The organism is Vibrio gazogenes (assembly GCF_023920225.1).
In the GTDB taxonomy this organism is placed as follows: Bacteria; Pseudomonadota; Gammaproteobacteria; order Enterobacterales; family Vibrionaceae; genus Vibrio; species Vibrio gazogenes.
In genome coordinates this window covers 780,649-795,528 of record NZ_CP092588.1, presented here as the reverse complement: position 1 = coordinate 795,528, position 14,880 = coordinate 780,649, and the positions used below count along the sequence as shown (strand labels likewise).

Annotated in this window: 12 protein-coding genes and 2 tRNA genes; 8 read left to right on the top strand and 6 right to left on the bottom strand. The window is 44.5% G+C overall.

Going from position 1 to position 14,880, the window contains the following annotated elements:
* Positions 1–112 precede the first annotated feature (112 nt).
* Together MKS89_RS19190 and galE are read left to right on the top strand one after the other, a co-directional pair.
* Positions 113–1,555: an FAD-dependent oxidoreductase gene (locus MKS89_RS19190; RefSeq protein WP_072955638.1), complete on the top strand. Its 1,443-nt coding sequence runs from the start codon at positions 113–115 to the stop codon at positions 1,553–1,555.
* Positions 1,556–1,704: 149 nt separating this feature from the next.
* The gene (gene galE, locus MKS89_RS19185) at positions 1,705–2,721 is read left to right on the top strand and encodes a UDP-glucose 4-epimerase GalE (RefSeq protein WP_072955640.1); all 1,017 of its coding nucleotides are present in this window, start codon (positions 1,705–1,707) and stop codon (positions 2,719–2,721) included.
* 101 nt (positions 2,722–2,822) lie between these two features.
* On the opposite strand, the gene MKS89_RS19180 is transcribed toward galE, so the two are convergent.
* Positions 2,823–3,554 (bottom strand): TetR/AcrR family transcriptional regulator, encoded by a 732-nt coding sequence (locus MKS89_RS19180; RefSeq protein WP_072955769.1) that lies wholly within the window; start codon positions 3,552–3,554, stop codon positions 2,823–2,825.
* Between the two features lie 118 nt (positions 3,555–3,672).
* Positions 3,673–4,188, bottom strand: coding sequence for an NUDIX hydrolase (locus tag MKS89_RS19175; protein WP_072955643.1), 516 nt, complete (start codon positions 4,186–4,188; stop codon positions 3,673–3,675).
* Positions 4,189–4,507: 319 nt separating this feature from the next.
* On the opposite strand from MKS89_RS19175, the gene MKS89_RS19170 reads away from it, so the two are divergent.
* The gene (locus MKS89_RS19170) at positions 4,508–6,175 is read left to right on the top strand and encodes an ATPase RavA domain-containing protein (protein ID WP_072955645.1); all 1,668 of its coding nucleotides are present in this window, start codon (positions 4,508–4,510) and stop codon (positions 6,173–6,175) included.
* Positions 6,176–6,184: 9 nt separating this feature from the next.
* Entirely contained in the window at positions 6,185–7,642 is a 1,458-nt protein-coding gene (viaA, locus tag MKS89_RS19165) for an ATPase RavA stimulator ViaA (RefSeq protein ID WP_072955648.1), read from the top strand.
* Positions 7,643–7,712: 70 nt separating this feature from the next.
* On the opposite strand, the gene MKS89_RS19160 is transcribed toward viaA, so the two are convergent.
* From MKS89_RS19160 to yghU, 3 genes are all read right to left on the bottom strand, one after another.
* Positions 7,713–8,480 carry a MipA/OmpV family protein gene (locus MKS89_RS19160; RefSeq protein WP_072955649.1) on the bottom strand — a complete coding sequence of 256 codons (768 nt, stop codon included), beginning with the start codon at positions 8,478–8,480 and terminating at the stop codon, positions 7,713–7,715.
* Positions 8,481–8,887: 407 nt separating this feature from the next.
* The gene (locus MKS89_RS19155) at positions 8,888–9,475 is read right to left on the bottom strand and encodes an acetate uptake transporter (protein ID WP_072955652.1); all 588 of its coding nucleotides are present in this window, start codon (positions 9,473–9,475) and stop codon (positions 8,888–8,890) included.
* A gap of 249 nt (positions 9,476–9,724) precedes the next feature.
* Positions 9,725–10,585 (bottom strand): glutathione-dependent disulfide-bond oxidoreductase, encoded by an 861-nt coding sequence (gene yghU, locus MKS89_RS19150; protein WP_072955655.1) that lies wholly within the window; start codon positions 10,583–10,585, stop codon positions 9,725–9,727.
* Positions 10,586–11,104: 519 nt separating this feature from the next.
* On the opposite strand from yghU, the gene MKS89_RS19145 reads away from it, so the two are divergent.
* Together MKS89_RS19145 and MKS89_RS19140 are read left to right on the top strand one after the other, a co-directional pair.
* Positions 11,105–11,191 (top strand) — tRNA-Leu (locus MKS89_RS19145).
* 61 nt (positions 11,192–11,252) lie between these two features.
* Positions 11,253–11,326 (top strand) — tRNA-Cys (locus MKS89_RS19140).
* A gap of 80 nt (positions 11,327–11,406) precedes the next feature.
* Here MKS89_RS19140 and MKS89_RS19135 read toward each other — a convergent pair.
* Entirely contained in the window at positions 11,407–12,195 is a 789-nt protein-coding gene (locus MKS89_RS19135) for a lipase family protein (protein WP_072955772.1), read from the bottom strand.
* 331 nt (positions 12,196–12,526) lie between these two features.
* Between MKS89_RS19135 and MKS89_RS19130 the strand changes: the two genes are divergently transcribed.
* Positions 12,527–13,897, top strand: a complete 1,371-nt coding sequence (locus MKS89_RS19130; protein WP_072955656.1) for a cobyrinic acid a,c-diamide synthase CobB — start codon at positions 12,527–12,529, stop codon at positions 13,895–13,897.
* Positions 13,894–14,856: an adenosylcobinamide-phosphate synthase CbiB gene (cbiB, locus tag MKS89_RS19125; RefSeq protein ID WP_072955658.1), complete on the top strand. Its 963-nt coding sequence runs from the start codon at positions 13,894–13,896 to the stop codon at positions 14,854–14,856. Before MKS89_RS19130 ends, cbiB begins: the two co-directional genes overlap by 4 nt.
* The last annotated feature ends 24 nt before the right edge of the window (positions 14,857–14,880 follow it).

Below are 14,880 nucleotides of genomic sequence, written 5' to 3'. Positions count from 1 at the left end.
AATTATTCTTGCAGATGAATTGGTGATTCAAGGAAAACCCTAGCAAAAATGTGATTTAAATTAAGTTTTTGTACATATACAATATGGACACGTCAGACAAGATAGAGTAACGATGCAGAATAATTCATCGAATCGCCAAAAACCTCGGATTGCGATTATTGGTGGTGGCGTTGCGGGAGCGACGGCTGCGGTTCATTTAGGTGAACAGGGCTTAGACGTCGTTCTAATGGAACGAGGCCCGAGTTTGGTTAATGGTCCGCCAATCTGCCATCTTCATGCCGGGGGAAACCTATATCGGGAAATCTCTCAACAACAATGTCTGGAATTATTACGACAGTCCGTTGAGACGATTCGGCTATATCGACATACTGTCAACAAGCGTCCGACAGTGATCGCGACCCCAACCACTGATCCCGAACATCCACAAGCATTATTACCTCGGCTAGAAGCGGTAAAACAGGCTTATCAAGCAATGGTTCAACAGGATGCCCGCAATGAAGTTCTGGGGGACCCGGACGAATACTATCGACTCTATGATCGAGCTGATTTAGAACGACTCAAGTTGTGTACCCAGCCAAATGAGCCTGTCAGCATGGATGACTGGTTGATTCCTTTTGCAAAGCATGTGGATTTGGCGCTGATTCAGTATCCCGTTATTGTGGTTCAAGAATATGGGTGGAGTGTTTTCCGCCTTGCTGCAACCGCGATGTTGACCCTCCAACAACTGCCGCATTGTCAGCTGCTAACCAACAGTACGTTGGTCGATGCACAAATGCATGATGGGCAGTGGCATTTGACCTATCATGATAAAGATTCACAATCCCATACGCTGGTTGTGGATTATTTGGTGAATGCCTGTGGATATGAGACAGGCAAGCTGGATGATCTGACCAAGAATCCTCAGTACCGGATGGCTGAATTTAAAGCTGCATATATTGCCAAATGGCCGGATGAGCATAGTCTCTGGCCCGAAGTAATATTTCATGGGCAGCGAGGCACACCACAAGGCATGGCTCAGTTGACACCATATGCGGACGGTGTGTTTCAGTTGCATGGTATGACCAAAGCTATCACCTTGTTTGATGATGGGTTAACACGAAGTTCGACCCATTCATCACAACCAGTTCTGCCCGATGTGTTGCAGATGAAACTAACCGATGGTTGGCCGGATGCCGTGGTTGAAGCCAGAACGCGTCACGCAATTGCGCATATCGGCAAGTTCATACCTGACTATTGTCGCGCTTATCCGGATGGCAAACCACTGTTTGGTGCTCAACAGATCCCGGGTGAAGATGAGACGCTGCGTGCCGCTGATGTGTCGTTCAGTGGTCACAATTATGCCCGGATCGAAATTGTCAAAGGTTCATCGGCATTAGAAGCGGCAAGGAAGCTGATGTCGCACTGGCAATTAGGTCATGACTCAACATCGGCTTCGATTGAGCAGCAGCACCCCATTAGCCTGTCGTTCGACGCCGATAGAATTGAACAATTTGCGATTGATTTGGCTCAGACTCGAGGTTATCCCATTGAACTGGCGAAAATTATTGGTTGTTAATGCCATCCTGTCGTTATATTTGTCTGAATTTGTAAAATGATTCTTATAATCCGGACAGATGTCGCAGGTATTTCAAGCTAGAATGACTTTACGATTACATTGGTGTGGTAACATTACCAATGTAAGTTTTACATGGGGGAGGCTAGGCAATGAATGTATTGATTACCGGCGGTATGGGCTATATTGGCAGCCATACTTGTATTCAGATGATTGAAGCAGGCATGAAGCCTGTGATTTTAGACAATCTTTACAATAGCAAATCAGCCGTGTTGGAACGTATCGAAAAGATTTCTGGTCACCGACCTGTATTTATCCGAGGTGACGTTCGTGACCGTAGTCTATTGATTGAAGTGCTGAATGAGTATCAGATTGATGCTGTGATTCATTTTGCGGGTTTGAAAGCGGTTGGCGAATCGGTTCAAAAACCACTGGAATATTATGAAAATAATGTGAGTGGCACTTTGGTGTTGGTCGATGCGATGCGAATTGCGAATGTTAAGACATTGATTTTCAGTTCATCCGCAACGGTTTACGGTGATCCGGCTTCAGTGCCTATCCTCGAAGATTTTCCGACTCAGGCAACAAACCCGTACGGCAGAAGTAAACTGATCGTTGAAGAATGTCTCACTGATTTCCAACACGCGAATCCGGACTGGAGTATCACATTACTTCGCTATTTTAATCCGGTAGGGTCGCATCCGTCGGGTGAGATTGGTGAAGATCCGCAAGGGATCCCAAACAACCTGATGCCGTTTGTGGCACAAGTTGCCGTCGGACGTCGTGAGAACCTCTCTATTTTTGGTGATGATTATCCGACCAAAGACGGCACCGGGGTTCGGGACTATATTCATGTTATGGATCTCGCCGATGGACATATCGCAGCTTTGCAAAAAGTAGGTACTAAAGGCGGATTGCACGTGTACAACCTCGGAACCGGGATTGGCTACAGTGTGTTGGATATGGTTCATGCATTTGAAAAAGCGTGTGGTCAAACCATTCCGTATCAATTGGTTGAACGTCGTCCGGGAGATATTGCCGAGTGTTGGGCTGATCCGGCCAAAGCAACGCAAGAATTAGGATGGTGTGCGACCCGTTCATTAGATGATATGGTTCAGGATAGCTGGCGGTGGCAGTCAAACAATCCGGACGGTTATCCGGAACTGTAGGATGATGGATTGGAACGTCGGTCACTCATATTGAAAATGACCTTATGTTTGCAAACGTGTTTTGTTTGCAAACCATGGCATCGAATGGGTGACTGACGGTTTTAAATCGACCTGACTTGCGCTGTAGAAAATGGCTCATCCATTTGAATCACCAGCTCGTCAAGTTGTTGCGGTTCTAAACGGGATGATGCGGGGATCATTAATTTTCTCGCCATGATTTCATCGCACATCTGCCAATGTTTCAACAGACATTCGTTTTCGGTCTCACATTCCTGTGACCAAGTTTCATTGAGGAAGGGGCCTAAAGAAGCAGCACCGTGAGCAAACATAATCATGTGCCATTTGATTTCCCAAATTTTAATCGCGCGTTCCGGAAAACGTTGGTTGTAGTCTCCAGCCAGATGGGAAATCAGTTTCTCCACTTCACCTGATTGATCAACGAAATAATCAAATCTGCTGCCTTTCTGGCGAACCACATCTGCCATCAACTGGATCGGTTGTTTGTTAATCAATGTGAAAGCCAGCATCCGAACAATAAACTGATAAAGGAGTTCGTTGACTGGCATGTCTTTGGATAAATGCATTAGTATGGTTTGACAATAATGGGTAATAAATTGATGCATGTTGTCGTTAATGCAATACCAGATTTGTTCTTTACTGCCAAAATGGTGGCGAATCAGGCTGTGTGAAATGCCGACTCTTTCGCTGATGGTACGTAGTGAAACTTGCGCATAGCCAAACTCACAAAACAGTTCAGTTGCAGTTCGTAAAATTTGCTGACGCGTCAGTTCGGCATCGTGAGCGCTTCGACGCCCTTGTCTTTTTATGGTCATTTCGATGTTTTGGCGTTGAGAGATTCTAGTCTTGAGCGTTTCCCAATTGTATCCAACTTTTGAGCGCGCTGTTTTGATGGTATCCCGATTTATCAACGGGACAACTGATAAGTTGCTATCATATATAGCCACAAAGCTTGGCTTTACTCAGACACGCGATGGTTTTGGTATCCGTAATTTCACCGTCGATAATCTTTTTTTCCAGTGCTTGAACGGACAGGCAGAAGATTTCAATAACTTCATCATCGTCGCGTTGGTAATCTTGTGTCACAGAGAGATCTTTGGCCACAAACAGATGCTGAATCTCATCACAGAAGCCGGCAAGTGGGGTTAACTGTCCTAAAGCGACCCATTCGTTAGCAAGATAGCCAGTTTCTTCCGCGAGCTCTCGTTGTGCGCATGCCAGTGGTGTCTCTGGCACCTCGCGGGTACCAGCGGGTAACTCGAGGAGCCATTTTCGAATTGATGGGCGAAATTGTCGTAACATAACAATCTCTCCCTGTTGATTGACAGGCAGGATCACTGCTGCTCCCGGATGAATGATTGTCGTATGAAGGGTCGGACGGTGGGTTGGTAGCATGACTTCTTCTTCAACCAAAGAAATCTGTTTCCACTGATGTATCGTTTTACGCATACAGTCCTTTAACTTATCCGGCCTGTTATCGCTCGGAATTGTGATAGGGTGTTCTTGGAGAAACGATACCGCTATGACACTCAAAAATAAAGGTTTTTAGATTGAATAAATCTCAGCATTGATAATGATATAAAACTCATATTTGGAAACATAGGTTTCAACCAATCGCACGAATTACGGATCTGATATAAAAACAAGAGCACAAATTAAATTTTGTGCAACATTCAATTAACAAAACGATAAACTTATAATAAACTGAAGTTGTGTAAAAATATTACAACAAGAGTTCAGTATCTTGTGAATCTAGTGAGTTATTTTCATGGTAAGTTCAATTCCTGCAAGCCATTCGCAGAAGGCGTTGCTGTCAGAAAGAATTAACAAATTAGCCGGTGCACTGGCTGATGGTGTTTATGAACGGGAACACGCGATTAAAATTTGTCTGCTTTCTGCCCTTGCTGGTGAAAGCGTGTTTCTATTAGGCCCCCCCGGTATTGCAAAAAGTTTGATTGCGAAACGTCTGATTCAAGCCTTCGAGAATAGTTCCTATTTTGAATACCTCATGACACGTTTTTCAACGCCTGAAGAAGTATTCGGCCCCTTGAGTATTCAAGAGTTAAAGGATAATGGACGTTATCTTCGGTTAACTAAAGGCTATCTACCCACGGCTCAAGTCGTTTTCTTAGATGAGATCTGGAAAGCCGGCCCTGCTATCTTGAATACATTGTTAACGGTCGTGAATGAAAAAACGTTCAACAATGGTAGTGAAGTTGAGCGTGTACCCATGCGTCTGTTGGTCTCTGCATCGAATGAGTTACCGGATAAAGACAGTGGTCTGGAAGCGTTATTTGACAGAATTCTGGTGCGGATCTTTGTCAACCGTATCCAGAATAAACAAAACTTTAAGTCGATGCTGACGGTGGGTACTCCGCAAGAAGCCCATATTCCGGAAGGGTTGGCGATTACCGATCAGGAGTATCACGAGTGGCAGCAGGCATTAGATCAATTGACGCTGAGTAACGATGTTTTTGAGAAACTCTACCAGCTCAAGTCAATGCTTGATACAGCAGCGGAAAATAGTACATTGACGACATCCGATGAGATGTATGTGTCTGACCGACGTTGGAAAAAAGCCGTTAAACTGCTCAAAGCCAGTGCTTTCTTTAACGGCCGTGACAGCATTAATCCACTGGATCTGTTTCTGCTACAGGATTGTTTGTGGAATAGTCCTGATTCTCTTGCCATTGTGAAGGACGTGATTCGTGAGTTTGCGCTGAGATATGCGTTTGATCAGCAGGATGTTGAGCACCAAATTGAGATAGGTCAGGAAACGCTGACCGATATTCAACGAGAGCTAGAAGAAAAATATACAATGCCGTTGGTGGTTGAAAAAACCGCAGGGCTGATTAAAAAACAGGTCTATAGCTATGATCTGACACATGCGAAGACCTATCAATCCGGCAACCGCAAAGACCTCCTTAAAATCGTATTGCTCCAAAGTCATATGACTGTCACCGATGCAGAGAATACTGATAAATATTGTCATTGGGTCTATGTGCCTAAAACTGAGTTTGACAAGGTTATCCGTGAAGGGGGAGGTGAGCTATTCGGCTATGTGAACCAAAATACCACCCTTTGTTCTTTTCAGTTTGGCGTTGACTCAGAAGACTTGTTGATTATCAAAGATATTGCCAATCGTTCGGTACTGGTTTCTGTCGTGACGACACAACATCAAAATCAACATCAACTATTTCAGGCATGGCAAACACGGATTGAACAGGTTCATCAGCAATTGGCGCAAGCCGCTTCTCAGTTACTTCAGGCGTCCCGGTTGTTTCATGATGCGTTGCCACATCATTTTATCGACCCTGAGCTGCCTGTCGCGATGGAAAGTTCATTACAGCAATTACAACAACAGTTGGAGCAATCAATCACTGCGTGCGAAGAAGCCGCACAGCAGATGAATCATTTCGGTCAGTATTTCACTTAGGAGATTGTGATGTTAGGTGTTGACGGACTAAATCTCGCAATGATGATCGCCGATTCGGGGTTAATTGATACTGCGGTGAATGAACTGATGGACAACGTTCAACTGTTGATCGCGGTTGAAAACCGAGGTGTGAATACGTCGGTACAAAATCATTTGCTCAAGTGGCGTGGTCAGGTCAAGAAAAGAATGACCAATGTTTGTGAAACGGAGCGATTTCAACAGGAATTAGCGTTATATCAGGAAGTGATTCATTGGGATGAAAAGACGTTTTTTCAGAAAATCCCTGAGGTGTTACAACAACTCGAATGGCATTCTGCATTTTATACCACTGCCCGTCAGTTATGTGAGCAAAAGAAAAACTTTAGTAATCCGATGTTCCCCCGTTACTTTTGTGATCAATGGTATAACAGTTTATCCAATGCGCTTAAACAGGCGCAGGTGATGGAGCTGGAAGCGAATAAAGATAAGGTATTGGACGACTTATATAAGCGGATTGAAACACTGCGTTCCATGGATCAAGTGACGGATACCGACGATATAAAAAGTATCCGCCGTCTGTGGAATATGGCCGGTGCCAAATTAGGCAAAGTTGATTTAACCGTGATGAAAAAGCATGCTGAATTTCTTAAAAAACATAAAGAAATTCAACAAATTGCTGAAAATCTTGGTCGTATGGCCAGTGAGGTGGATGATCCTGATCTGCAGCAGGCAAGCGTCGAAACACTACAGTTGGTTGAAGAACAATCTGATCAGGCCACCGACGATATTGTGGGTGTCCATCAAAGTGATGATCTGAATAAAATTCTCCCCAATGAGATGCTGTTTTTAGCTCATCCTGAGCTGGAAGTTATTTTTTATAAGCATTTGATTGATAAACGGTTATTGAACTATCGTATGCAGGGGAAGTCACGAACATTATCGAAAGTGACAACGACAAAACCGGCCAATGCTCAAGTCGATATTGAAAAAGGGCCGTTTGTGGTTTGTATCGATGCGTCTGGTTCGATGAACGGATTTCCGGAGCAGTGTGCTAAAGCGGTTGCCTATGCTTTGATGCAAATTGCTTTGGCGGATAACCGGGATTGCTATGTTGTCATTTTCTCAACACAAATCATCACCTATCAATTGACCAAGCAAGATGGACTGAGAGAAGTGTGTGACTTTTTGAGTTATACCTTTAAAGGCGGTACTGATCTGGAGCTGGCATTATCGGATGCGATTAAGACCATGCACAGTGATCGATATAAGAATGCTGATTTGGTGGTGATTTCTGATTTTATGGCACCAAAACCTTCTCAGGAATTGAATGATGCGATCAACACATTAAAGGCAAGGCATAACCGTTTTCACGCCATTAGCCTTTCTCGCTATGGGAACCCACAATTAATGGAAATATTTGATTACAACTGGCGTTATTACCCCGGTATTATCGGTCGTTTGATAAAAAGTCGTTCATCCGTCAGATAACTTTATTTTAAAATAGCGAGTGATTAAAAAGCAGAGAGTCGATTGACTCTCTGTTTTTGTTTCTATCCGATTAAAAACGATAAGAAATGCCGGCAGTTGTTTGAATGGTGTGACTAGAATCAACCATTGGACTATCTTTAATTTCGTCGGGTAATACTTGATAACGGCTGGCGATAAATGCACCTAAGGTATCAGAAACATTATATCTAAGTGTGACGCCGAAATACGGTGTGGTCGCACTGCCGGGATCATAAGTTGTTAATCCACTGCGTACAGATTCGCTTGAACTGACACCATAATAATGCTGATTCAAATCACTATTGGTATATTTGATACCAGCTTCAGGAATAATGGTTAATTGCTGAGTAAAAGGGATTGGATAGTTATATTGTGCCGAAGCAATCATGCCGCCATCGGTTTCATCGAGCACGTCGATAGCAAGAGAGGATGTGATATTACCAAGCGGGGAGCGATATGTATAAGAAATGGCACCCATTGCCGTGCTGTCTCTTTTGTCCAACAATTTCATTTGGCTGTTGTTGGCATCACTCGGATCGAACTCCTGAGCATAGTAAGACACAGACGCTTGTAACACATTGTATTCGTCTTGATACAAGTAAGCCCCTGCTGAGAGTCCATGAACAAAGAAAACATTATTATCGTAATTGACTATCGGTAGCGGAAAGACATTTTCATCATAATCTTTATAAGTTGACGTTGAATATGCAGCACCGAGACCGAGTGAGAAGCCGCTACTTTCTGCAGCATATCCCGGAAATGCGATTAAGCATGATGCCGGAATAAGGCATAAAACCCGTTTTAAATATGAATTTGACATTAAAGCTCCTGATCACCTAACAAAGTTGTTTTTATTATTTACCCTATGTATATAAAGTATAAATTTTTGCTTTACAGACAAGTCGAGTAAAGAAATCTACATAAATAAAAGCATGCTTACCGAGAATATCACAGTCTGTATGATGGTTCAAAAGGATGAGTTTGACAGAAATTAATAGTCAGATATTTGTGATGTTCAATTTTCAGTTGCATCATGGTTTATTCATCATGCATTGAATTATTTGTTAACCTGATGAGGAATGTTTTGGAACTTATTCTGGTCAGATTTACCGAGTGATAGATATGACTGAGTTGCATAAATCAAATCAGCCTGTTGAAACAGGCTGATTGTGATGATGTTTCTCACCGTTGTTCTATGGGAGGTTGTTCTGTGCGGGTGACATGATATTAAGCAACGATGGGTTGAACCTTGAGCTTACGTTTATCGCCCACGGGTAGAATTACGCGACCATATTCATGGTTGAGCACTTGCGCCATCGCGAAGTAGATCGCACTTGCGCCACAGAAAATACCTTCAAAACCGGCAATCACGCCAATGGTTTCATTACCGGTGAAATCACGGATTGCCAATAATGCAAACAAAACGGTCAGAGAGCCGAACACCACTTGTTTGGCTATTGGATAACACAAAGAGCCAATAAACATAAATCCGGTGAAGATTCCCCACAATGCGAGGTAGCAACCCATAAAGTGAGCCGGGCTGGCAGGCAGCCCCATTTTGGGCAGCACAATCAGGCCGACTAAGGTGAGCCAAAATAAACCGTAAGAGGTGAACGCTGTGGTACCGAATGTATCACCACGTTTAAAACACATCATGCCCACAATGACTTGACTGAGTCCGCCATAAAATATTCCCATGGCCAGAATCATTGAATCGAGAGGGAAGAACCCTGCATTGTGAATATTGAGCAATACGGTGGTCATACCAAAACCCATTAAGCCAAGAGGGGCTGGGTTGGCTAATTTCATTGACATGAATACTTACCTTTACCAATAGATGAGGAATTAACTGTCGGGGTTAGTTATATGACAGCATCAAAACGACGCGGATTCTAATACCTCATTAGAGAAAAGCAATATATTTATCGAGTCATTGATAGCGGGGGAGAATGATTGAAATGAAAGATGTCCGAGCCCTAACTCATTCAGATGAGCAAACAAATGAGCAAATAAATTTATCAGGAATAAAAGCACACCGTCACCAGTGCGCTTGATGGAATTGTTCTATGGCTTTAATTTTAAAGCGTTATCGATATCTGCTGCGCTATGTCTTTCAGCCAATTGTTCCCATGCTTCACCCATCGTACGGTTTACAATACGGCCACGCTGGACGGCTTCACGCGTTTCGATCTGTTTTGCCCAACGGACAACATTTTCGTATGTATGAACTTGTAAAAACTCACCAGCGTTGTATGCCTGACCCAACACCAGATTGCCATACCAAGGCCAAATCGCCATATCCGCAATGGTATATTCCTCACCAGATACATAAGTATTTTTTGCCAGTTGCTTATCTAACACATCGAGCTGACGTTTCACTTCCATTGCGAAACGGTTAATCGGGTACTCTTGTTTTTCATCTGCATACGCATAGAAATGACCAAAACCACCGCCTAAAAATGGTGCAGAGCCTTGCACCCAAAACAACCAGTTCAATGTTTGAATTCTTGCTGCACCACTTGCCGGTAAAAACTGGCCAAATTTTTCAGCAAGGTGGACCAATATAGACGCTGATTCAAACACGTTGACCGCTTCATCCCCTGAGTTATCAACCAGAGCCGGAATTTTTGAATTTGGATTGATAGCAACGAATCCCGATGAAAACTGCTCAGAATCCCCGATATTAATGAGGTGAGCGTCATATTCAGCTTCTTTAATGCCCAATGCTAAGAGTTCTTCAAACAGGATTGTGACTTTTTGGCCGTTCGGTGTGCCTAATGAATAAAGTTGGAATGGGTGCTCACCAACAGGCAGATCTTGCTCAAATCTGGCCCCGGCTTCCGGGCGGTTAATATTCGCCCATTGATTCCCCGAGCTTGGTTCATTTTTCCAGACTTTAGGTGGTACGTATTGGTTTTCACTCATCTGAATTTCCCCTTTTCTTTTAGCTTTTGTTGGCAAGCCGAGTGGCTGAACATTTACGATACAAAATATCACTCGCGTATTTGGTATCGTGCTTTAGATTGTATAAGCGGTGGGATTAAAACATATCACATTCAAAGTCTTATTATTTTAAACATGTTTGGTTCATCTGTGGTAATACGGATATTGGTCATGATAATCCGTTTGTGAAGAATCCAATAGATTCAAAAATCATGTGACATGACATAAAAATATGAAGAGCAAGTGCCTGAACACTTGAAAATGGAATAATACTATCACCAGCGTGGAACTGAAGGTATGAAAAGACCGTAAATATAGGGACAGGAGCATGGCTGGTTTTTATCCGGATTGTATGCTGTCTATACCGAGCCGCATGTTTATTAGCCATTCGATTGATAATAGAGAAATTTTTGTTGACCTTGACAATCAATCCGTTAAAGTATGCCTCGTTCTCACGGTTCATACCGATGAGAGGTGGTGTTACCATCGCTTTTTAGCGTTGCCCTGGTGGTGGAATTGGTAGACACAAGGGATTTAAAATCCCTCGGCGTTCGCGCTGTGCCGGTTCAAGTCCGGCCCGGGGCACCATCTTCAATTTTTTGAAAACTATGTGTTTTTGAGAACAAAATATTTGAGAACAAAATAATTTGGCGCGTTGGCAGAGTGGCTATGCAGCGGATTGCAAATCCGTGGACCTCGGTTCGACTCCGGGACGCGCCTCCATATTGTGATAAAAAAAGACGCGAAGCGTCTTTTTTTATGTCTCCGGTACGGACGTATCGACCTGTCATCTCATCCTGTCCCTAGCGTTCGTCAAAGAAATCCTTATTGCGGATGTACTTACTCATCAAATGATAAGAAAACGGACGAATCACCCAACTGAACAGCGAACGACCAAGTCGGATCAAAGTCGGGGTATTTTCATAAATACGCCCGTTATAAAGCCAGAGCAGTTTACCGACGTGCCAATAGACAAACGGCAGTGGTGGTAAAAAGGTCACAATATCGATGTCGCAACAGATACGATAGGTTTTATGTTTCAACGTATACTGCCTGTAGAAGCGCCAGTTGCCGACAGCGGGTTGACCAAAGGTGACCACCCGCTTGATACTTTTCGGTACTCTGCGTTCCAGATAGTCCGCGACAACACATGCCATTGCCCCACCGGATGAATGTCCGGTCAGTACGATGCGTTTCCCTTGTCCAATCAACGGTAATAAAATCGTTTCCAGCCTTTCCAGCACACTCATGCCGAGTTTGTCTTCATTGCGAGCCGGCTGGCTTTCCTGTTGTAACAGATAGTACAAACCGGCATGAATATGATAGGGCAGCCCGAGTGGCCGACAGTCTTTCATCCATAATGCGAGATTCAGCACCCAGTCACTCACGGAATGAGAGCCTTTAAACACGACCACGACTTCGTCTTTTTTGCGGCTCCATAGCACTCGGATCATGGTTTTTCCGTATCGATCACGAATGATACGTTGCCCGTTGGGATCAAAACCATACCGGGTATGCCTGAATATTCGAGGGTAGGCGAGTTTACAGAGTACGGCATAATGTTCGTACTGATATCGTTTGAGTGGTTTCAAGCCGGTGGCGGATGTCCTGTCGTCTGATCTTTGCATTATCGCTCATCAATATGAAAATTTGATGAAGCGTTTGATATTATCCTGACAACGTTTCTGATGTTCGATTCAGTTCATCGTTTTATCCCGATGAGAATTCGGTGATTTCTCGGCTTCATTGGAGATGGCGCTTTTTGTCGGCACTTCTTTATAAACGCTTTTTTGTAGATAAAGTGGAGCAGAACAATAACTTTGTGGTGATCAGGTTTGGTTACTTCTGCTATGGTGCTGTCTTTGATTAAAAATCAGATTTAAACCGACATGAGATTTAGACTGACATGAGAGTTAAACCGACATGAATGCATTCTTAATTGGTGGCACAAGCAGTGGCAGTGGTAAAACGACCCTCACCTTAGGGTTACTGCACGCATTTCGACGCAAAGGTTTGTCGGTTCAGCCATTCAAAGTCGGTCCCGACTATATTGATACTGCATGGCATTCGCGGGTTGCTGGTACCTCATCCAGAAATCTGGACGAATTTATGTTACCGCAGGCAATGTTATTGAATACGTTTTACCAACGGGTGGCTCAGGTTGATGTTGCCATCATCGAAGGGGTGATGGGGTTATACGATGGTTACGGTATTGACCCTCACTATTGCAGCAGTGCCGGGATGGCAAAAAAACTGGCTTGTCCGGTTATTCTGGTGATTGACGGAAAAGCGGTATCAACGTCGGCCGCTGCAACGGTACTGGGATTTCAGCAGTTTGACCCGAGCTTAAATATCGCTGGTGTTATTCTCAATCAAGTCAATTCAGACGGTCACTTCGATTTATTGAAAACCGCTATTGAACGTTATACCGACATTCCGGTGATCGGGCGTTTACCGCATCTCAAAGCGATTGAGTTACCTTCTCGTCATCTCGGATTGATAACAGCGCATGAACAAGCGAATTATGATGACGCTTGGGATCAACTGGCTGATCAGATTGAGCAGCACCTCGATCTGGATCTACTGCTTCAACTCTCGGCGTTGCCACCGGTACCCGTACCCGATGACACGTTGGCGCAAGCCCTTAAAGGACAAGGCAACGGGCTGACGTTAGCAATGGCTTATGATGACGCCTTTAATTTCTATTATCAGGATAATCTTGATCTCTTGGCTGCAAGCGGGGTTCGGGTTGTTCGATTTAGCCCTTTGCAGGATGAGATTTTGCCTGATGCCGATCTGATTTATATCGGCGGGGGGTTTCCTGAATTGTATGCCGAACAATTGTCAGCCAACCAGCCCATGCTGGCAGCATTAAAGCGTGCTCATGAGCAAGGCGTGGCGATCTATGCCGAGTGTGGCGGACTGATGTATTTGGGGGAAAGTTTAATCGATCAAGCCGGGCAGCAGTATCCCATGAGTGGTATTTTTCAGGGGTATAGCACGATGACAACTTCGCTGAAGCGATTCGGTTATTGTCAGGTTACTGCGAACCAAGATGTGCTGATTGCCTCACAAGATGAGGTGATTCGGGGACATGAGTTTCATTACTCCGAATTTACGACAGATCTTGTCCCAGTGTTCACTTGTACCAAGGAACGAGATGGTCAGGTTTTGCAGCGTTGGCAAGGTGGGTATCAAGTCAAGAATACGCTTGCGAGTTATCTCCATGTTCATTTTGGTCAGAATCCTGATTTATTGTTGCATTGGTTCCAGCGGGGAAGCGTTCGCCAATGAGTCTGTTGATTTATTGCAGTGCCTTTATCCTTGACTTAATTCTCGGTGATCCGCCTCACTGGCCACATCCGATTCGGTTGATCGGGACTGCGATTGCCCGCACAGAACAGATGATTCGTCGTTTGAGCCGGCATGAGCGTGTGCTGTATGTGGGAGGCGCCGTATTATGGGTTGTGATTGTGTCGCTGAGCTGGGGGCTGACTTGGCTGGTATTGCAAGCTGCCGCAGCGATTCATCCCTGGGTCGGTGTGGCGGCGTGCGTGTGGTTGGCTTACACCACATTGGCTGGTCGGTGTTTGGCTGATTGTGCCAATCTGGTTTATCGGGCGCAGGGGCAAGGTGATATTGAAGAGAGTCGTCGGCAATTGTCTTACATTGTGGGGCGCGATACCCGTCGCCTCGACAATGCTCAGATTTCTCGTGCTGTGGTCGAAACGGTTGCAGAAAATACCGTGGATGGTGTCATTGCACCGATGTTCTATCTGTTTCTCGGTGGTGTGCCGTTGGCAATGGCGTATAAAGCGATCAATACGTTGGATTCAATGGTGGGTTACCAGCATGAAAAATACCGGGCGTTGGGTTATGTTTCTGCCAAAATGGACGATCTGGCGAACTGGTTACCTGCACGTTTGAGCTGGTTACTCTTTTCTGTGGCTGCTTTGTTATTGCGCTACGATGCGCGAGGTGCATTGACCATTGGCTGGCGGGATCGCTATCAACATAAAAGCCCGAATTGTGCATGGTCGGAAGCGGCTGTTGCCGGGGCTTTGGGAATACAGCTTGGCGGTGCCAATGATTATTTCGGTCAGCGGGTAGAAAAGCCTTGGATTGGTGATCATCACCGTTTGATTGAGCGAGATGATATCCAGCGCACGATTCGACTGATGTATCTGGTATCGGTATTAGCACTGTTGGTTGACATCAGTGTATGCTGGATGATAGGAATCGGCTTATCATAATGTAATGCCGGTGTGAGTATGGCC